This window comes from Clostridiaceae bacterium HFYG-1003, from assembly GCA_024579835.1.
Classification (GTDB): Bacteria; Bacillota; Clostridia; order Clostridiales; family Clostridiaceae; genus JG1575.
In genome coordinates this window covers 1824650-1844272 of record CP102060.1, presented here as the reverse complement: position 1 = coordinate 1844272, position 19623 = coordinate 1824650, and the positions used below count along the sequence as shown (strand labels likewise).

The window sequence follows — 19623 nt, the reverse complement described above, 5'->3', positions numbered from 1 at the left end:
AAGGCATAAACTCTTTCTGGAAATTACTTGATCTTGGAATAGTCCAGGCTGTCGAGGTATTCTTCCAGCATCGGCGTGATGCTGGCAATGGTTCCGGCTACGAAAGGGTTCTTCAAGCCGGCATCGGGTACGAGTTTGGTGAAGGGCTTGCGACCGGACTGGCTGCACAGCTCCAGGTAGGATTCCCAGGCGGCTTTGGGGTCCTTGCGGCTCCAGTTGAAGAACTGGTGAGCACAGACCTGAGCCAAGGTGTAATCCAGGTAGTAGAAGGGATAGAGGTAGACATGGAGCTGTTTCTGCCAGCGTCCGCCCTGTTCGAGGAACTCATGACCGTCATAGTCCAGGTGGGGGAGGTACTTCTTCTCGATCTCGCGGTATTTGGCCTTGCGCTCCTGGGCAGTGGCATCGGGATTTTCGTAGACCCATTCCTGCAGTTCATCGATGGATGCGCCATAGGGAAGGAATTCGAGGGTATCGGCGACATGAGCGTAGAAGTACTTCTCCGTGTCTTCCCCGAAGAATTTCTCCATCCAGGGATGGGTGAAGAACTCCATGCTCATGGAGTGGATTTCTGCCACTTCGGAGGTGAAATCATTGAGGGCGCGGGGTTTGGAATCCCGGACGAGCCAGCCCTGGAACGCGTGACCGGCTTCGTGGGTCAGGACGTCAACATCCCCGGAGGTGCCGTTGAAGTTGGAGAAAATGAAGGGAACCTTGAATTCCGGGAAGAAGGTCATATAGCCGCCGTTGGCCTTGCCTTTCTTCGTAGTCAGATCCATCAGCTCCCGGGTCCGCATCAGGGTGAAGAACTCATGGGTCTTGGGCGAAAGTTCCTCGTACATTTCGGCAGCTGCCTGGACCATGTATGGTTCATCGCCCTTGGGCGTTGGGTTGCCGGTCAGGAACTTCAAATTGACGTCATAGTTCTTCATCTGATCGATGCCAATGCGCTGGGCCTGCTGGCGATAAAGCTTCTGGGTCAGGGGCACAACGGATTCAGCGATCTGATCGCGGTAAATCCGGGCATCGGACTGAGTCCAGTCGGTACGTCCCATCCGGGCGTAGGCTACGGGAATGAAGTTGTCATAGCCGAGTTTTTTGCCGATCCGGGTCCGAACCTTTACCAGCGCGTCATAGATCTGGTCGAGTTTTTCCGAATTTTCGGCAAACCAGTTCCAGGAAGCGTCATTGGCCCGTTTTCTCATGCCGCGGTCCATGGACTCCATGAACGGAGCCATTCCGGACAGATTGCGCTCCTCGCCTTCAAATTGAATCTTGGCGGAAGCGGTAAGTTTCTGATATTCAGAGGATAGTTTGTTTTCTTCCACCAGATCGTCGATGATTTCCGGCTTGAAGGTCTTGAGCTGAACTTCGAATTTTTCCAGGAGATGTTTTCCGTATTTTTCTTCAAAAGCCGGCCGGAACTTGGATTCCAGACAGATGCGGGCTCCTTCAGTTCCGATTTCCTGGAAGCGCGGCAGCTGCTCATCCATGGTGTCCTGTTCGGTCTTGTAGAATTCATCCTCGGTGTTGATGGTATGGCGAACATAGCAGAGGGTTGACATGGTTTCGAAGTGGTTGGACAATTCATCCAGATCTTCAAAGGCTTTGAAGAATTCTGCTTCGGTTGCGGCCTGTTCCATTTTAACCAGGTATTCCTTCATATCGGAATAGGTCTGGTCAAAATCAGGACGCTGGTAGTTCATTTCATTGAATGTCATCTGATCTTCCTCCAAGTTTTATATTTTTCTCTATTTCCAAATGTCCCGTTAGGGACATTACGGTGCAAGGTAACCTGATTCGGTGTCCTTCAGTCTGGATTCCACTTCGGTCCGGTCCAGGTCGTGACCGTAAATGGAAAGCAGCGGGGAAATTTCGATGGGCATCGCCGGTTCGAGATCCAGGTTTCGAACCCAGGATGTGCACAGGTTCAGGAACATCTCACGGGCAGTATCTTTGGAATCCACCCCTTCAAAGTTTTTCACGGGTGAAAATTCCTCTTCGCGTGAGACATTGAGGATTGCCATGTCATCCGCATAGCGGAACAGGTCAAAGTAAAGTGCCTCAAATTTGTAGGCATTGGGTTTCAGGGGTTTCACCAGCTGTCCGGCTTCATCCACATATTCCACAGCCTTGTGAGCGACGTGATAGGGGGTTTTCTTATCCAATGCGGAATTGAGGAACGAAGTCCGAAAAACGTGGGTGACGATGTTGGCTGATCCGTAGACCAGGCGGCCCTGCTCGTCCTGAGCCAGCGCCAGGTCTTCCGGCAGTTCAGTATATTCGATGATGGACGGCTTGCCATTGCGGTAGGCGTAAACACCGACTTTTTCGCCGGAATGAACTTTTAGAACAGCTTTTGACGCGATATCTTTGGCCTGATCGATGGCGAATCCAATGAAATAGGGATCACAAACCCGGACCAGCGCATTGTCGACGCCGTAAAAGAATATGTATTCGATGCCTCGCTCCTGGAGATCATCCATCAGACCGGCATCTTTAAACGCCCGGAAGCAGCCTCCCGAACCGTCCGGGTTAGCGGAAATTCGATCCCGCTGAGCCAGCAGAATTTTCCCGTTTTCATCCACCGACGGGAGAGTGCCCTGGGGGAAGAATCGAATGTCTGCCGGATCGAGCCCGAAGAAATCATGCTTTTGAAAAAAACGAACCGTATCCCCGTGATTCAGCGGGCTGGTCATAATGTACCAGGGAATCGAGAACCCGGCATCCAGACCGATTTTTCGGATTCGCTCCGCCTGAAGCTGAAACAGGGATTTATGGCTGGGCAGGCCAATATCATAAGCACCCTTGGGTCCTTCAAAGCCAAGACGCGAACCCTGGCCGCCGGCAACCAGAAAGGCTGCGACTTTACCTTGTCCAATAGCCGCAAGTCCTGATTCCCAGAGGCGCTGGCGCTCCTCCGATGCAACGTCATTCCAGGTGGTAGAGCCCATGGCGCTCAGTTCGTCGTCAATTTCTATATTTCGATGTTCTACCAGATCTTGATAGAGCTGGTGGATGTATTCAACATCAAGGTCAGCAATCTGCTCGAGCAGTGCCTGTTGTTGTTCAGAGTCCAGGTCTTCATAAAACCGGAGCAGATGTTCCTGGCCGTAGGCGGTCAGTTTGTCCCATGCCATTTCTCGGGTCATGAAATCCTCCTTCAGGGTAGAATTTTGACGCAGGTGCAGCAATGCAAAATGAGCATCGTTTGCACAGTCATAGGTCTATTATAAGTCAGATCATCGTTACAATCCATGATTCATCCGTATCAAATTGCATATTTGTACTGCATATTCGAATATTCTGTTTGAGCTTGCGATCCCTGGTTCATTGTTGAATTCATGCCTGAAGTTCATATATGACTCTTCGTTGAATTTCATGCTGAGATTTCAGATCCGATTCCAAATCCAGTGATTGCTGAATTCAGCGCAAGGGTGGGCAGATAGAAAGCGCAGTCCCGACATGAGCCGGGACTGCGCCTAAAGATAGACTGAACGATAGGATGTTATCGTTTTTTTAATTATTGCCTGGTCTTGGTGAATTCATCGTATGGTGTGACTGGATTTTTAGCTAATTCGGGATGTCTTTGCGGCGGAACTGAACAATCGCCAGAACCAGGAAACCAAGGCTCAGGGTCAGCAGGATCCCTCCGGCCAGCCACAGTTCACTGGTGCCGGACTGATAGAGCCGGGCGTAATACCAGCCGATGGGAGACAGGTTTCGGATCCAGGGCTGATCATAAAGCTGGGACAGGCTGATGGACAGGTAGCTGACCAGAATGATGACCAGGGCGAGCTGCTGTCCCTGGCGGGACTTTGGCAAAAGAACCGTGAACAGGAAGCCCAATCCGAAAAAGAACACATGAGTCGCAAGGGTTGCAGCCAGCGTTTTGCCGAACAGGGGGAGCTGCCCGGATTCATTGAACACATAGAAACAGCAGGCAGCAATGACCGCCTCCAGAATCAGAATCATCACCAGGCCGGAGCCCAGTTTTCGAAGGAGGATATGATCCCGGCTCATGGGTTTGACGAACAGAAAGTCCGCCGTTCGATCCTTGAATTCCTGATGAATCAGGGAAGCGCCCAGAAACGCGCCGTGGATCGAAGCCATGATCAGCACATAGAGCAGGAGCAGTCCGAAATATCCGGTAAACGTGCTGATGTCAATTCCTTCCATCCCATAGATGATCCGCATGATCCGGGGCATGGACTGAATGAACTGATTCAGATCCTGACTGCCTCCGGCGGAAAATGTATCAAATTTGGTCATGCCGCCGATGATCATGAAGGCAAAGCCGATGGCCCAGAACAGGAGACTTTTCCAGCGGATTTTTATTTCTCGCAGTATCATGTTATCCCTCCAGGTCCCGCCGGATCAGCAGGATGGCATTCAGGCAAAGCAATGCGGCGGTCAGGGCGACAAATCCGGCGACGGTTGTTCCCGCGAGGCCTTTGGTTGTGATCTCCAGAGGTTCGACATACCCAAACGGAGTGAGGGCTTTGATTTTATCATCGTCCATCAATCGACCGATCAGAAGAATGAAGAACAGGGTAAAGCTGAGGGCTGTTGCCAGACCGACCGGATTCTTGAACCGGCGCAGCATAAGACCGAGAAGGCTGGCAAGGGAAAATACCAGAAGCTGAAGCAGCAGGCCGCCCAGAATGATCTGATCAATTGTATTTAAATTCGCCTGATCGATTTCCCAGATGGCTGCCATGCCATGAAACATCAGATATAACACCGCGTTCATGAGAAAGAAGCTGACCAGGGCAGCCAGAACCTTTTGAGAAAACACCGACAATCGGCTGACCGGCTTGACGTACAGGAAGTCATTCATGCGGGCGATTTTCTCCCGATTGACGATGTTCAGGCCGTAGAGCGCGCCCATGATGGCCAGGAACAGTTGAATAAATCCATAAATGTAACTGACAAAGCCGCTGGCTTCGAATATTTTTTCGATATCCATCCCGATGGAGTCAAACATCGCCTTCGGGAAAGCGGCCAGTGCGCGTTTCAGTGTGTCAGCCTCCTGGGCGAAACCGGGAAATATCCCCATGAAGAGCAGCAGAACGGCCGCAAAGGTTGTGATCCAGATCAGGAGGGAGCGGCGCTGAAATTTCAGTTCTTGCCAAAAGATGGTCATGCCAGGCCCTCCTTATTCGTAATAGTGCATGAAGATCTCCTCCAGAGAAGGATCCTCAATGGTTAGATTGCTCACCTGTGCCTGATTCAATTCGCGAATCAGGAGAGCCATATCGCCGCGGAACAGGTATTCCCGCTGGCCGGCGTCGGAGTATTTAATTTCAAGACCCGACAGATTGTCCAGTTGTTTCAGCCGTTCCTCCGGGGACGTGACAGTTACGTTTTTATAAGCATTTGTCTCAAGACCCATGACCGTGTTGATGTCTTCGATCAGACCGTTTCGAATGATCGCGATGCGGTCGGACAGTCGCTTGACTTCAGAAAGAATATGGGACGAAAACAGAACGGTTGCCCCCTGACGCCGGCGTTCCTCAATCAGGTTGAAGAATCGCTGCTGCATCAGCGGATCCAGACCGGAGGTTGGTTCATCCAAAACGATCAGGCGGGGGTCATGGAGCAAGCCTTGGACAATCCCCACTTTTTTCTTATTGCCCAGAGACAGATCTTCAATTCGTTTGGTCGGATCCAGTTCCAGCAGTTCGCAAAGTTCCTTCACGGTTTTGGGATCGACCTTTGAATAGAACGACGAGCTGTAGTTTAACAATTCCCGAACGGTCATATTGTCGTAATAGAATACTTCCCCCGGCAGATATCCGACATTCCGGGCGATCTCCACCCGGTCCTTGATGGAATCCTTCCCAAAGATCCGGATTTGCCCGGATGTGGGATAGATCAAAGACAGGGCACATCGGATTGTCGTTGACTTTCCGGCTCCGTTGGGTCCGATGAAACCGAAGATTTCACCTTCTTTCACCTGAAAGGAAACATCCTCCACTCCGCGGTGCTTGCCATAGTATTTTTTCAAGTGGTCGATTTCAATGATGTTCATAATGTGTGCCACTCCTCCTTGCCAACAATATTGCAGCAGAATCCTATCATGACAGGTTCACTTTCAGACTACTCCCCGCGGCCGCTTCGGTCAACAAAATGTTGACATCCGGCGCCATGTCCTCTCTTTCAGACTTCGTCATGAACTGACAGTCAGGGAATTCGGCGAACTGCCTAAAGGTCAACTTCATATGACAAAGGCGGCCTGTAAGACAGGCCGCCCGGGGATTGTTCTGTGGTTCATCAGGTTATGTTTGGCTTCAACTACAGGAAATAAGGATCCTCCATGGGATCAACGAATTTCATCGGATCGTAATCCGTCTTTAGTTCCTGCCAGTCCTTCAGAGCCATGTTCTCAGAGGGAACATTGAGCTCGGGATGAGCGTTGTTGGCCTTCCAGTTGTTTTCCTTGGAATTGCGCTCCGGCAGGTTCAGATCCACCGACTCAAGATCAATGTTGAGGGCGTTGGCCAGTCGCTGGCCATAATCCGGATCCGCCTTATAGCAGTGGTCGATCCAGCGATGCTTGATTTGCAGCGTTGCATCGCCCATGTTGCGGGCTATATTTTCACACAGAACCTGCTTCTGGTCCTGCGTCATTGCCCGATAGAGGTCTCCCGGCATCTGATAGTAATTGTGATCATCTTCGCGGAAATCGAAGCGGAATACATCGCCCCCGGCTTCCGGCGGAAGCTCGTGCTCTCTGGATTCCGTCCAGTTGCCATAGCTGTTGGGTTCATAGTGATTTTCAGAGCCCAGGTTACCATCTGCCCGCATGGCCCCGTCTCGGGAAAACATGTGCGGGTTTTTCACGCCGCGGGGCTGATTCACTGGGATCTGATGGAAATTGACGCCCAGACGGTAGCGCTGTGCATCCTGATAGGAGAACAGCCGGGCCTGAAGCATCCGATCCGGGGAGAATGACAGTCCGGGTACCACGTTATGGGGGGAGAAGGCGGACTGTTCGACATCCTGGAAGAAGTTCTCCGGATTCCGGTTCAGTTCGAACTCGCCGACTTCGATAACGGGAAAGTCTTTCTTGTACCAGATCTTCGTCAGATCAAAGGGATTGTACGGCATGGCGGTGGCCTGATCCGGGGTCATGACCTGGATATACATTTTCCAGCGGGGATAGTTTTTATTTTCAATGGCATTGTACAGATCCCGCTGATGCGATTCCCGGTCACTGGCAATGACCACGGCGGATTCCTGATCCGTCAGATTCTGGATGCCCTGCTGGCTGCGGAAATGATATTTGACATAGAACCGCTGACCATTCGAATTGATCATGGAGTAGGTATGACTGGAGAAGCCGTGCATGAACCGATAGCTGGAAGGAATGCCGCGATCCGACATGGTGATGGTGACCTGGTGCAAGGCTTCCGGCAACGAGGACCAGAAATCCCAATTGGTGTTGGCGCTTCTTAAATTGGTCCGGGGATCGCGCTTGACGGCGTGGTTGAGATCAATGAACTTTAAGGGGTCACGGAAAAAGAATACCGGGGTATTGTTGCCTACCAGGTCCCAGTTGCCTTCCTCAGTGTAGAATTTCAGGGCGAAGCCGCGAATGTCACGTTCGGCGTCAGCTGCGCCGCGTTCTCCGGCTACCGTGGAGAATCGGGCGAACATCTCGGTTTTCTTGCCGATTTCCGAGAAAATTTTAGCTTTGGTATACCTGGTAATGTCATGGGTTACGGTAAACGTGCCAAACGCGCCGGATCCTTTGGCATGCATTCTTCGTTCAGGAATGACTTCCCGGTCGAAATGCGCCATTTTTTCCAGGAACCAGACATCCTGCAGCGCCATCGGGCCGCGGGGACCTGCGGTCATGACATCCTGGTTGTTTGAAACGGGAGCGCCCTGAGCAGTGGTGATGTCGGTCCGCTCGCCTTTTCGGTCATTGCGCGAGGGCTGACTGGGGCCGGCCTGGTTTTTATCCATGGGGTAACTCTCAGTTGATTTCTTAGGGTTATTGTCATCCATCATTCATACCTCCCTGTATCATTTGGTTAATAACAGAACAAGCAACCTGTTCGATTATCTTCAATATAACAGAGCGATTCATCAATTATTAATCGGAGGGTAATATGTTACGCTTCCTTCATAAATCGTACTTGAATTTAAATACTTAGACTTAATCTAAGTTGGCGAAGCTTCAGATGAATCCTGACACACCTGAGTCGGATCCTCCGGGGCAGCGGGAAAGAACCAGTAGACCGGGTTCTGGGAGATCAGAATGCCCATCTTCTCATGAACGGTCCGGGAGAGCTGATTGTCGACGGCAATGTTTCCTTGGGCTCGACGCCCCTGCTTCCAGCGGCTGCGAACCATGGCCACTTCCAGTGCCCGGGCGATTCCTTTGCGCCGGAAGGCAGGCAGTACTTCCAGCAGTCCGATGGTGCCTTCATCATGCGTTCCGATGAAGCCGGCCATTTCCTCACCGTACCAGGCACCCAGCATGCCCGCCTCAATCCGCTCCCGGATGTAGTCGTCCTCATCCACGGTCCGGTAGGTCGCGCGCACCAAGGGAAACTCAGCCATGGTCAACGGCCGGATGGTTACATGTTCCGGCAGTTGATCCATCAGTGGAAAGTCCGTGGGATACATGCTGTTCAGATAAGGCTCTGTTTCCTTCAGGCCGGTTTGCTCCATCAGTTCTTCCAGATACCAGTCTTCATGGGCTCTCAGGATAAAAAACCGATCCTTCGGCAGCTCCTGACATACTTTGGGGAGCAGGTCAGTCCATTCCGACTGGTCCTTGCAATGGATCATCATGGCGGTCCCATCGGATAACAGCAAAGACTGAGTTCCTGCATAAAGGATTTCCAGACCACCGTGTTCCAGTCCCTCGATCGACATCAGGTTCATGAGCTCATCCTGATAAAGCCAGTCCAGTGCTTTTTTCTTCGTATCCAACCGTTCCATTGAGATCTCCTTCCTCAGGGAAAATTATTATTGACCTTTTCAGTATAGCCCGATCATTTCGCCGGAGGAAACTTTTTTTTCATGGTCCGGTTTTTTAGTGAGGACTGTTCTCAGTGACTGCATCCAGGTTTTGTTGCCGTGAATCAGTTCAGATCGCAACAAGATTCGACGATACTGATTATTCAATCGGTTCTGCTGTTTTCTGTGAAACAGGTGATATAATCATCTGTAGTTGGATAATTACAAATTAGGAGGAGATAATGATGACAGAATGGAAGAATGCACTGGAAGCTCCGCTGAATCACCGCACGATCCGTGAGTTTAAGACGGATGAAGTGGCGGCAGAAGTTTTTGAGCAGCTCATGGAGGTAGCCCGCCGAACAGCGACGTCGACCGGAATGCAGGCCTGCTCGATCATTCGGGTGAAGGATCCTGAAATCCGTCAGGAACTGGCAAACGTCTGCCGCCAGGAGTACGTGGCCAGGGCACCGGAACTGCTGATCTTTATCGTCGACCAGCACCGCAACAGTGAAATATTAAGAGAGATGGGAGAGAACCCGGCGAAAGCGGGGGATATGGATAAATTCTTCCAGGGCTTTACGGATGCCTGCCTGATGGCTCAGAATGTCAACAATGCCGTTGAAAGCCTGGGTCTGGGCGCCGTATACCTGGGCTCAATCCTGAATCATCCCGCCAAAACCATTGAAGTGCTGGGGCTGCCTAAATACACTTTCCCGGTGGTAGGACTCGGAATTGGATACCCTAACCAGAATCCGCAGCAAAAGCCCAGAATGGGAATGGAACTGAGACTGTTTGAAGACCGGTACCAGTCATTCCCCGGTGAATATCTAAGTCGACTGAATGATTATGATCAGGAAATGACGACGTATTATGACCTTCGTGAAGCCAATCGCCGATCAGATTCCTTTACGCTGCAGGTTGTCCAGAAACTGAGTGGCGGAATCCCGGAGCGGCAGGCGATGATGAATCAGATTGTTGCCCAGGGATTCGACTTGAAATTGAAGCCCTGATCTAAACAGGGAAATGGCACAGACCCGTGCCAGGGAACAGGACCGGTTTACCCCGTCAAAAGGAAACTTTTTGGCGGGGTTTCGCTATGGGGCAGCATGCAAGCGCGACCTCCCAGGAGTGTTTGAATGATATTTTCACAAAAGAACTTGTCAGGGATCTGGAAAAGGGGTAAAATTCTTTTCCTGTATCATGTCATTATCAGGAACTGCAGTTAGCAGAGGGGAGGGGTTTGATGGATCATGAACTGGATTTGGAACAAAAGTATCTGGAACTGGTACGCCAATTTATGGAGGGGTCGGAGCAAATTCGCCTGAAAGAACTTTTCAGCCTGGAACAGCAGGTGGAAACGCTTTATCAGCAAAGCCGCGGGACGTTCTCCCAGGAATATGAACTGACGGTTCAGGCCTTGCAGATTGCCAGATCCCGTCAGCAAAAGGGCGAGGAATCCAGGGATAAGCCGTACTTTGGCCGAATCGACTTCAGACCCCGCCTGGCACTGGCTCCGGAACATCTGTATATTGGAAAGCATGCTGTCCGGGAAACAGATGCCAGTAATGATTACGTCATTGACTGGCGGGCTCCGGTAGCTGAACTCTACTATTCCGGAACGTTAGGAAGAAATGAATTCCTGGCTCCGGGGGGCTTTATGGAAGGGGATCTGACGCTGAAGCGACGGTTTACCTATACCGATGAAGCGGTTCCCAGGATTGACCGGTACTTTGATGAGGGCGATCAGATTCTGATTGCCAGCGAGGGCAGTGAAGGCAAAACGCTGCAGGATGAGTTTCTTCGGATCAATCTGGAAGGCTCTTCGACGAAAAAACTCAAGGAAATCGTCGCAACGATTGCCCGGGAACAAAATGCCATCATCCGGGCGCCAAAGAATATCCCCATCATTGTTCAGGGTGCGGCGGGCGCCGGCAAGACAACGGTGGCGCTGCATCGCCTGGCGTACCTGCTCTATCTTCACCAGGCGACCCTCAAGGGATCGGATGTTTGCATCATCGCGCCCAATCGGCTGTTCCTGGACTACATTTCTGAAGTTCTGCCGGACCTTGGAACCAAGGATGTTGTTCAGACTACGCTGGAAGATATCATCCTGAAGGAGCTGAAGATCAAGAAATTTATCTGGAATAAGGATGAGATTCTGAAGAGCATCCTGGAGGCGGACCCGCAGACCGCCCGCATTCATTCCGAAATTTCCCGGATCAAGGGGACTCCGTCCTTTATGCGGCTGCTGGATGCCATGAAAGATCGGGCAGAGGCGGCCATGGCCCGCCGGGGACCGGTTCTGCTGGCCGGAGAGGTTCTCTACAGCGGGGACGAGATCCGACGACTCCTCCTGGAGGATTTAGTGTATCTGCCGCTGAATGAGCGCCGCGGAGCCATAGAGACCTATCTGAAGCGAAATCTCAAGGATCGGGCGGATAAGGTCGGAATCCGGATTGATCAGCGCTACCAGGAAAAAGTTCGGACCATCAAGCGACACTTTGCCAAAGATGAGCTGCTGATGCGCCGGCACCTGGTGGAGTGCTACCAGGAACGGGATGAGATTCTGAAGCATCTGACGGCAATGGCGAAGAGTTCGGTGAAAGAGTATTTTCTTGATTTCAAGGAACTTTCGGTGCTGGACCAGTATGAAGAATCGCTGAAGGATCGGGACTTTGTTCGAGACCATCTCCAGCTGGAGGGGGAGCTGCTGGGAGGGGTTTGCCAGTTCGATCGGAATCAGATTCAGGCAGATGATCTGTCGGCTTTGATGTATCTATCCATGCTGCTGAACGGAACCCGTCACAGCTGGTCCCATGTTGTGGTGGATGAAGCTCAGGATTATACCATGCTCCAGCTCGAAGTGATCCGCCGTCTGGCCCGCCAGGATTCCCTGACTCTGGTTGGCGACCTGGCCCAGGGCATCTATTCTTACCGGGCCATCAAAGACTGGCAGGAAGCGAATCAGCTCTTTAAAAGCGGGGCAGCCTACTACGAGCTCAGGAACAGCTACCGTTCAACTGTGGAGATTATCCGGGAAGCCAATCGCACCCTGCACCGGATGCAGCTGCCGCTGAAAGAAGCGATCCCGGTCCTGCGACACGGACGCATCCCGCAGCACAGTACCTGGTCGACCAGTGAAGAGCTGGCAGAACGCCTGAAGGAAGTGGAAGCCATCATGCAGAACGATCAGCGCAATACCCTGGCTTTGGTGACAAAAACCTTCGAAGAGGCAGCCCAGCTTCATCGACTCTTGAAAAAGCAGTTTCCTCAATACGAACTGATTGATGTGACCAAGCGCAAAAGTTCTCTGAGCCGGGTGATCATTCCATCCTATTTGACAAAAGGGCTGGAATTTGACGCGGTCGTCCTCTTGGACGAACCATCCTTCGGAAGTGATCCGTTGGACCTGAGACTGAAGTACGTTGCCCTGACTCGCGCTTTGCACCTCGAATTCTTGTTTGAACGTCTTCCAACCTAAGCGCATTCAAGGATTGACCAATGCTTTAGGAATCAATCTTGAAAAGTTTGGTTCATCCCTTCGACTTTCCTGACCGTTCAACTTTCTCACTGGCAACACCGCTTTCTCAATTCTGCTTGACCATGACCATGGGATCAAGCTCCTCGGCTCAGAAAAATCGGACCAGGCAGATAGGATCAATCCGATCGGACGGTTTACCGGTTCCAGCTTACGGGACCAGCCCTGTTCCGGCTCACCTGAGAGATCTGAGCTAAATATTTACAAACTATTCAAACGGATGCAATGGTTTTCCTGTAATGTAATAGTAATCCACTGGCAAAGACCAGATCTGAAAGGAGAGTTCTCATGGAAGACTTAAAAAACAAAGCGGAAAATCTCAAGGATAAAGTTGAAGGGGAAGTCCAGGAAGCCTATGGCAAAATCACTGACAATAAGACCGATGAAGTAGCCGGAAGTGTAAAGTCCACAGCAGCAGATGTAAAAGACGAAGCAGACAACCTTCTGGACAAAGCAAAGGATCTGTTTGAGGACGTCAAGGAAAGCGTTACATCCGATCGGCCCATCAAAGAGAAATTGGAAGATGTGCTCGAAGATGTCAAGGAAGCCAGCGGGGGTCTGGGAGAAAATCTCAAGGACAAGGCAGAGGACCTCAAGGATTTCGCCGAAGACAAATTAAAAGATTTGAAGGATCGGTTCAACAAATAAAACAAATGATATCAGGCTGCCTTCCGGCAGCCTTTCCACGTGAACTCAGTGAGCCTGGCTGATCAATGTTCGTGATCGATTGAATTTTTTCTTGAACCTAGAACTTAGAACCTAGAACCTAGAACTTAGACCTTAGACCCTAGAACTTAGAACCTAGAACCCTGTTCGATGTCCGTTGTTCGCGGCACGCTGTTTGTTGCTCGCGGTTCGTTAAGTGAATGATGTCGCTTGGAAATTCTGACTTTTTTCCGGGATTGAGTGAAAGCAAATCGACCAACACATCGAGACCGCTTTCCTGGATTATCGGATCTGAGAACTGACGTCAAAATCGAAGGGATGGAGCAGTTTTTCATGGAACCCGGCGACTGGAGCGGGGATTTCATGCTATGATTTAATTGGTCAAGGAGGGATGGTAAATTGGAAGAAAAAAACATTATGAAATTTAAAGATGAAGAGGGCAACCTGATTGAACTGGAAGCGGTCGCTCGGATTTTTCTCGAGGAGCAGGAATACCTGATTCTGGCACCGCTGGGATCCGACGAGGATGAGTTCGTGCTGCGGGTAGACCGGTCAGCAGAAGGCACCGAGGAGTTCAATGCCCTGGATTCAGATGAAGAATTTTTGAAAGTTAAAAAGGAATATTCCCGGTTATTATATGACGAAGGAAAAGGAGGAGCTCATGAGTAAGAAAGAATTAATTGTAAAAGCACTGGAAGCAGCCGAGCTGTCCGATATTGAAATCATTAAGGAAGAAGACGGGCTGACCCTGGTTCGGTTTTACTATGATTTTGATGAGGATGAACTGACCGCAGCTCAGAAATTTGCTGAATCCGAAGAAGAGGAAGAAAGCTTTGATGATGGTCCCGCAGAGGACATGGACGATGAAGCCGAAGAAGAAAGTGATCTGGGAGATGTCCTGGATGAAATTGAGGAAGAAGATCTGACAGACGAAGATCTGGCTTATGATGAAGAGGATGAATTCCTCGGCGATGCCAGACAGAAATACCTTTCCGAGATTGCCATCGACCACGTTGGCGAGATCCTGGAAGAGATCCAGGACGATCTGGAAATGGAAGTCCAGTACGTCGGATATGACATGGATGACGAGGAGTATGAGTCCTATGAGTTCGTCGCTCTGATCTTCGAAAAAGGCAAGGGGCTCAACATCGAAGACATCCTTGATGAGTTGGATATCTAGAAAAAACATGGTATAATTAACTCAGAAAACATCCTCTTGTGTTCGTATAACTCATCTATATTCAACCTACGTTTCTACTACGGGATTCAACAAATCTGCCTGTCCGGTCAGTATTAGCTCCACTGGAACCTAGAAGACCATGGACGGCGGTGAAGGAAACCCACCTGCTTCGGCGGGTATGAATAAATGAGGGAACGGCACAAGGGAATCCATCATATGCTGCATCGCCTGATTCAGACGGTGCAGCATATTATTTTTGCATAATCATTTCGGATGGAATTTTCACAAACTCAAAAATAAAAGGTATACTAATCTAAAATCGCATGCATTTTACAGACTGGTTTGAATATAAATATGTATTTCATCAAATAAGTGTTATACTATAAAAGAAAAATTATGAGGATTAGAATCATGACAGATTTAGAAAATAAACTTCAATCGATGGCTTTGGATGATCTTATCAAAGGCATCAATCAATTTACAGCCAATTCCCGGATCCGGGAACTGACTGAACTGGAAACACAGGAACGCGCGCTTTACCGCAAGGAATACATTCGGCGAATCGGGCGCAACTTGCGCGCTACCCTGGACAACACGGATATAACATATGCGGATGGTGGCGAGGATGGCAGTAACAGTTAAAAAACTCATCGACGATTTCAAGCTGGAAATTCTGGTTCCCGGAACCGTGGATAACCTGATTACCGTTCAGGATGTCAACCGTCCGGGATTGCAGCTGGCCGGCTTTTATAATTATTTTGACAATGATCGCATTCAGGTCATCGGAAACGGCGAATGGAGCTTTTTGGATGAACTGGAGCCAGCTCTGCGTAAAAAAAGACTGCAGCGCTATTTCAAGAATGAGATGCCCTGCATCATCATCACCCGAAAACTGGAAGCCCATTCCGAACTTTTGGAAGCAGCTCAGAAAAATCAGCAATGGGTGCTTCGAACAGACCAGAGCTCATCCAAGTTCATTTCGAAACTGACAGTATACCTGGCCAATGAAATGGCACCGGAAGTGCGTCTTCATGGCGGACTGATCGATGTTCACGGCATCGGCTTGCTGATTACCGGTGATTCCGGCGTGGGCAAGTCGGAGGCTACCCTGGAACTGATCCGGCGCGGTCATCGTCTGATTTCCGATGATGCGGTGGATGTTCGTGAAGTAGATGGTGTCCTGACTGGGTACTGCCCCGAAATTACGTTCGGCATGATGGAAGTGCGCGGTATGGGCATCATTGATATAACCCAACTGTATGGACTCTCGTCGACCTCCCAGGCAAAGAACGTGGATCTCATCATTCACCTGCAGCGCTGGGAAGGCGAAGAGGAAGGAACCTATGATCGGCTCGGAATCAACGAATACCAAAACATCCTGGGTGTCGACGTAAAAAAACTGACCATTCCTGTACGCTCCGGACGGAACATTGCCATCATCATTGAAGCTGCGGCGGCCAACTATCGTTACTCCAAAACAGCACGACTGACACCAAGTGAAATTATTGACCAACGCATCACAGAATTAGCGACACGTAACGCATAGGAGGGTTATCAGGTTGAGAAATATTGACATCTTTTTGAGGGAAAAAGGCATTAAGCCGAGCTACCAGCGCAAACGCATTTATGAATTCCTGCATCAGAACCCCATTCATCCCACCGTAAATGACATCTATTGGGCTTTGATTCATGACATTCCCACTTTATCCAAAGCTACGGTGTACAACACCATGAATTTATTCAATGAACACGGACTGATCGATATTATTCCGATTGAAGGCAACGAATCACGCTTTGACCTTCATCCCATCAAGCCTCATGCCCATTTTAAATGCGATGCCTGTCACCAGGTGTTTGACGTGGAAATAGAAATTCCGCCTCATCTGATCTCAAAAGAACTGGCGGGCTGCCAGGTGGAGACCCAGAATATCAATTTTACCGGCGTCTGTTCTGCCTGTATGGAATCAAAAACCAGCAAAGTTATTTGATCGGAGCCGAATATGGCAAATAGAATGAATGAAGCCCTGATTTCCGACAAACGGAAATTCAGGGCTTCATTGCATTGACAGACAGCCAGACAAAGAGGTGAAGGTCTGAGGGAATATAAAAGTCAGGTCTCTGCAGGAGATTTCATTCCACCTGGAAATGGGCTGGTTTCCTTTTGGAAAAAGGCATGTCACAATGTTAGGAAGCGGAATAGTCTGTCTGCATGTGGAATGACAGATATCCTGGAATGAAGGAGTCTAGTCAGCCCTGGCGGACTGTGCGGCCTGATTTTCAAATAAGCGCAGGATGTAGAAGTAGACTGCAGTTACGATCAGAACAGCCGCTCCGGCTGAAGGCAGGGGCAAGGTTAGAAGGCGACGATCCTTCAGCAGGAACATCAGTCCGAAGCAGAGCAGCATCCAGAGGAGGCTGGAGCCGTAGCTGCGGATGAAATCGAGCAGACGGTTGCCCTCCTTCTTCGAGAAAAAATCCGGATCGCGTTCCAGCTTGAAACGGCTGAACAGGCTGGTGATGGAAATGGCCAGACCGATGATGAGGAGGCCTAACACGAGCTCATTGGCTGTGACCGACCATGTCCAGGGGCTGTCACTGCTTCCCGTCAATGTCAGGATCAGGTCGCTGCCGACAGAAATTCCGAAAAGAATGGGAACCAACATGCCCCACAACCGGAAGGCTTCGCCCAAGCGCTCGGCTGGCGGGATCGGCGGCAATTGTTGAACCATAGAGTCCACGGCTTTGCGGTAATCATAGCCAAACGCCGAATCGGCCGGCTTTCCCTTTTCTTCGGCCGCCACTGCCTGTTTCAGCAGCTCCAGGCGGAGAGTCTCAAACTGATGGGTGGAAAGGTCCTTATCTTTCAGGTATCGGATGACTTCAGTCATGCGATAGTCATTTTTCTGATTCAATTGCCGGTGCAGATTGTCACTGGCTTTTTTCATTTCCTTGAGGTTCATTTGGTGATCTCCTTGGTTCGTCTCGTATTCAGCTGCCAATTTGTCTTGGCCGGTTCAATCGGACGGGTATCTTTCAATATTGAGTTGGGTGCTACGCTGCAAGCTATCCAAGGGAAGAAGCCCATGAATCGCAAGCTTCCCAGCGCGATGACATTGGACGGATCGTTGGTTATAATGGGACGGCCGGGTGACGGCTACGTCCCGTTGCTTCATTCGGTTCGTCGCTTAAGGATATCATTCTGCCTGGATCATGCGCCTCAGAAAAGGTTCTACTTCTGCCGGATCATAAAGGGTGCTTCCCAGTGTTCCGTGCTTTTTGTCTCCCTGGATGCCATGATCATCAGAGCCGCAGGTGACGAGGCGGTTCTTTCGATGACAGGCCTGGAGGAACTCCCGGGTCTGTCGGGGGCTATGATTCGGGTAGTAGCATTCCGCTCCGTCAAAATCCAGTTCGAACAACTCAGCGAAGCTGCTTTTGCGCAGCTCTCCCGGGTGGGCCAGGATCACGGTGGCTCCGGCGGCTTTCAACAGCTGGATTCCTTCCTGAACCGGCATTCTGGAGGAGGGGATGAAGGCCTTGGTATGGTCTCCAAGGAACCGGGCAAAAATTTCGTCTTTTGGAATTCGATACTTTTCCTGGATCAGGCGGGCAATGTTGGCCCGGCCAATGGAAGCGCCCGCCTGATGCGGCAGCAGGGACAAGTCGATGTCCAAACCGTAGTGGATTTTCAGGCGTTCCTGAATCTCCCTGGCACGTTCCGTTCGGCGGGTTTGAAAAGATTCCAGCTGTTCTGTCAGTTCCCGGTTTTGATAGTCACTGCCGCGAAAATATCCCAACAGATGAATGCTTTCCTCTCCATTCCAGGTGGACAGTTCGATGCCCGGAATGAAGTAAACCGAAGTATTTGCGCACAGTCTGGCTACTTCCGCCAGACTCTTGGTCGTATCATGATCGGTCACGGCCAGAACGCGCACATTTGCCGCAAGGGCTGTCTTCACAAGTTCAGCCGGGCTGTACAAGCCGTCCGAAGCGGTGGTGTGGCAGTGCAGTTCGATGCTCATGGGGTCACTCCTGTCATCGAGTTGATCAGATTGACTCGGGTCGCCTCCAGTTTTCCCAGAAAGGATTCGGTCAGGGGCAAGGCTTCGTATTCATTGTAATGGCCATGCTGGCGGTTGCGTGCTCCAAACCAGACACCATCCATCAGGGTGCTGGAATAATGCCATTGTCCCTTCAGACAGGCCAGAATCGACAGGGCACCGGAGGAGAGAGCCGGCGCGATGTAAGGCTTGAAGCCGGTCGCGCGGATGGTCAGGTTTTCGGTCCTTGTTTTCTCGGTCAGCAGCTCAGACTGGGCTTCATGATACTTTGTAATGCGGTCGAGTACCTGAAGTCCTTCGCCATGCGGTCCATAAACCCGAAGTTCGTCCATGGGCAGATTCTGTTCATTGGCGTGGAAGACTGCCCGGGCGTACATGACGCCGAGGCCGAATCCCCGGATCTGCTGACTGTGCAGGCTGCCGCTCTGCCAGGCCGTCATGCAGAGCTGGTCCACCGGGTCGGAAACGATGAAGAAGTGACCCTGGTAATCGCATTCCTGGGCCAACTTGACATATTCTTTGAGGATCTCCGCGTTTCTTTCAAGCTGGATCATCCGTACATCGCGCCCAGCTTCTTCACCCAGCGGCGGAACGCCGGCAGATACGCAGAAAATGAAGACATCGCCCTGGAACAGGTCCTTTTTTTCAATGATCCGGACGGGCGGCATATAGGAGCCATCCGGCTTGAGAATCTGAGAGGCTTCCCGGTACCAGCGCTGCAGCTTGGATTCGCTGCGGTCATAAAGCAGAATTTCAGAGATGGTTTCGTCACCCAGCAGCCTCAGACCGGTTGAGAGGGTGCCACCGACATCGCCCAGGCCGCAGATCACGACCCGGTATGATTCCGGACTTTCCGGCGCCAGTTTCCCTTCCGCCAGATTTAGGACCTGATAGAGGACCTCTCCGTCATTGATGTGAGCCGTGAAACTGTGGTCCGGAGCGGGGCCCGGATCCATCAGGAGTGGGAACGGGCGGCCATTTCCGCAGAAATCAAGATTTCTGGCCAGAAAGCGGCCCGTGAAGCGATGGTCGTCGACCAGAAGATTCAGGCTTCTACTCGATTTCAGGGGTGTCAGATCGGTCAGGGGGTGAAGAGTGACGGAATCACCCAGCCGGTTCCGGACCTGTTTCGTATATTGATCAGGAACCAGGAAGGTTGTTCCGTTCCATTGGCATTGATGCATAGCGTACCTCCAGGC

General features: G+C 50.9%; 17 protein-coding genes and 1 pseudogene. 8 read left to right on the top strand and 10 right to left on the bottom strand.

Features of this window, described 5'->3' with window-relative positions; translation table 11 throughout:
- Positions 1-23 precede the first annotated feature (23 nt).
- The 7 genes and pseudogenes from NQU17_08290 to NQU17_08260 form a co-directional block, all read right to left on the bottom strand.
- A complete protein-coding gene (locus NQU17_08290) occupies positions 24-1721 on the bottom strand; it encodes a M3 family oligoendopeptidase (protein ID UUM10683.1) in 1698 nt (565 codons plus the stop codon).
- Positions 1722-1778: 57 nt separating this feature from the next.
- Entirely contained in the window at positions 1779-3152 is a 1374-nt protein-coding gene (locus NQU17_08285) for a UDPGP type 1 family protein (GenBank protein ID UUM10682.1), read from the bottom strand.
- A 421-nt stretch (positions 3153-3573) separates the two neighbouring features.
- Complete coding sequence (locus NQU17_08280) at positions 3574-4353, bottom strand: ABC transporter permease (protein ID UUM10681.1); 780 nt, start codon at positions 4351-4353, stop codon at positions 3574-3576.
- A gap of 1 nt (position 4354) precedes the next feature.
- Entirely contained in the window at positions 4355-5146 is a 792-nt protein-coding gene (locus tag NQU17_08275) for an ABC transporter permease (GenBank protein UUM10680.1), read from the bottom strand.
- A gap of 12 nt (positions 5147-5158) precedes the next feature.
- Positions 5159-6034 (bottom strand): ABC transporter ATP-binding protein, encoded by an 876-nt coding sequence (locus tag NQU17_08270; GenBank protein UUM10679.1) that lies wholly within the window; start codon positions 6032-6034, stop codon positions 5159-5161.
- 443 nt (positions 6035-6477) lie between these two features.
- Positions 6478-7974: pseudogene (locus NQU17_08265) on the bottom strand (catalase).
- Positions 7975-8172: 198 nt separating this feature from the next.
- Positions 8173-8958 carry a GNAT family N-acetyltransferase gene (locus tag NQU17_08260; protein ID UUM10678.1) on the bottom strand — a complete coding sequence of 262 codons (786 nt, stop codon included), beginning with the start codon at positions 8956-8958 and terminating at the stop codon, positions 8173-8175.
- 260 nt (positions 8959-9218) lie between these two features.
- Here NQU17_08260 and NQU17_08255 point away from each other — a divergent pair, with 260 nt between their 5' ends.
- The 8 genes from NQU17_08255 (at position 9219) to NQU17_08220 (ending at position 16351) form a co-directional block, all read left to right on the top strand.
- The gene (locus tag NQU17_08255; GenBank protein UUM10677.1) at positions 9219-9989 is read left to right on the top strand and encodes an NADPH-dependent oxidoreductase; all 771 of its coding nucleotides are present in this window, start codon (positions 9219-9221) and stop codon (positions 9987-9989) included.
- A gap of 233 nt (positions 9990-10222) precedes the next feature.
- Positions 10223-12460, top strand: a complete 2238-nt coding sequence (locus NQU17_08250) for an AAA family ATPase (GenBank protein UUM10676.1) — start codon at positions 10223-10225, stop codon at positions 12458-12460.
- Positions 12461-12805: 345 nt separating this feature from the next.
- On the top strand, positions 12806-13165 hold the full coding sequence (locus NQU17_08245) for a hypothetical protein (GenBank protein UUM10675.1): 360 nt from the start codon (positions 12806-12808) through the stop codon (positions 13163-13165).
- Between the two features lie 417 nt (positions 13166-13582).
- Positions 13583-13852, top strand: coding sequence for a DUF1292 domain-containing protein (locus tag NQU17_08240; GenBank protein UUM10674.1), 270 nt, complete (start codon positions 13583-13585; stop codon positions 13850-13852).
- Positions 13845-14363, top strand: coding sequence for a hypothetical protein (locus NQU17_08235; protein UUM10673.1), 519 nt, complete (start codon positions 13845-13847; stop codon positions 14361-14363). Before NQU17_08240 ends, NQU17_08235 begins: the two co-directional genes overlap by 8 nt.
- Before the next feature lie 411 nt (positions 14364-14774).
- Complete coding sequence (locus NQU17_08230; protein ID UUM10672.1) at positions 14775-15005, top strand: DUF896 domain-containing protein; 231 nt, start codon at positions 14775-14777, stop codon at positions 15003-15005.
- On the top strand, positions 14989-15909 hold the full coding sequence (gene hprK, locus NQU17_08225) for an HPr(Ser) kinase/phosphatase (protein ID UUM10671.1): 921 nt from the start codon (positions 14989-14991) through the stop codon (positions 15907-15909). Before NQU17_08230 ends, hprK begins: the two co-directional genes overlap by 17 nt.
- Before the next feature lie 13 nt (positions 15910-15922).
- Entirely contained in the window at positions 15923-16351 is a 429-nt protein-coding gene (locus NQU17_08220; protein UUM10670.1) for a transcriptional repressor, read from the top strand.
- A 255-nt stretch (positions 16352-16606) separates the two neighbouring features.
- Here NQU17_08220 and NQU17_08215 read toward each other — a convergent pair whose 3' ends face one another.
- The 3 genes from NQU17_08215 to NQU17_08205 all read right to left on the bottom strand — a co-directional run bounded on the left by NQU17_08215 (position 16607) and on the right by NQU17_08205 (position 19608).
- Positions 16607-17323: a hypothetical protein gene (locus NQU17_08215; protein ID UUM10669.1), complete on the bottom strand. Its 717-nt coding sequence runs from the start codon at positions 17321-17323 to the stop codon at positions 16607-16609.
- A 234-nt stretch (positions 17324-17557) separates the two neighbouring features.
- Positions 17558-18385, bottom strand: coding sequence for a PHP domain-containing protein (locus NQU17_08210; protein UUM10668.1), 828 nt, complete (start codon positions 18383-18385; stop codon positions 17558-17560).
- The gene (locus NQU17_08205) at positions 18382-19608 is read right to left on the bottom strand and encodes a lactate dehydrogenase (protein ID UUM10667.1); all 1227 of its coding nucleotides are present in this window, start codon (positions 19606-19608) and stop codon (positions 18382-18384) included. The genes NQU17_08210 and NQU17_08205 overlap by 4 nt, the downstream gene beginning before the upstream one ends.
- Positions 19609-19623 lie beyond the last annotated feature (15 nt).